This is a genomic window from bacterium (assembly GCA_024228115.1).
Classification (GTDB): Bacteria; Myxococcota_A; UBA9160; order UBA9160; family UBA6930.
The window spans coordinates 1-689 of the sequence record JAAETT010000626.1; the positions used below are offsets into that span (position 1 = coordinate 1).

The window sequence follows — 689 nt, forward strand, 5'->3', positions numbered from 1 at the left end:
GACATGATATTCTGGAGTCTCCATGCTGTAGGTCCATTCCAAATTGGGTTACTGTAGTAGCTAATTTGCATATTTGCAATCGGTCTTTTTTAAGACCAACTTCAATCCCATTGACTTCTTTTGGTCCAATTTTGGAATGGAATAGCTCATTGGATAGCCCATCAAAAATGAATGCCAGTCTGGTTGGAAATTTTTTTCCTATCTCTGCTTCCAGCTACAGTATACCTCAAAATTTGCATATTAAGGGGCCATTGCATAACTGAAGAATGGCTTGGTCAATTTTGTTTGGACTTGGGCTTAGGATTTGGCTTAGGGTTGGGATTTGGCTTAGGCTTGGGATTGGGCTTAGGATTGGGCTTAGGCTTAGGATTGGACCTAGGTTTGCTTAGGCTTAGGATGGGGCTTAGGATTTGACTTGGGCTTAGGATTGGGCTTAGGCTTAGGATTGGGCTTAGGCTTAGGACTGGGCTTAGGTGTAGGATTGGGCTTAGGCTTAGGATTTGGCTTAGGCTTAGGATTGGGCTTAGGCTTAGGATTGGGCTTAGGCTTAGGATTGGGCTTAGGCTTAGGATTTGGCTTGGGCTTAGGATTGGGCTTAGGCTTAGGTGAGTATAATAGCTACATTTAACTCTGGTTGTAAAACATCAACATGTAAAACAACAACATCAACTGGCTACATCAACATGTAA

General features: G+C 42.8%; 1 pseudogene. It reads left to right on the forward strand.

The features are described from left to right. The first annotated feature begins 255 nt into the window (after nt 1-255). Nucleotides 256-475, forward strand: a pseudogene (locus GY937_26145) (hypothetical protein). Nucleotides 476-689: the final 214 nt, after the last annotated feature.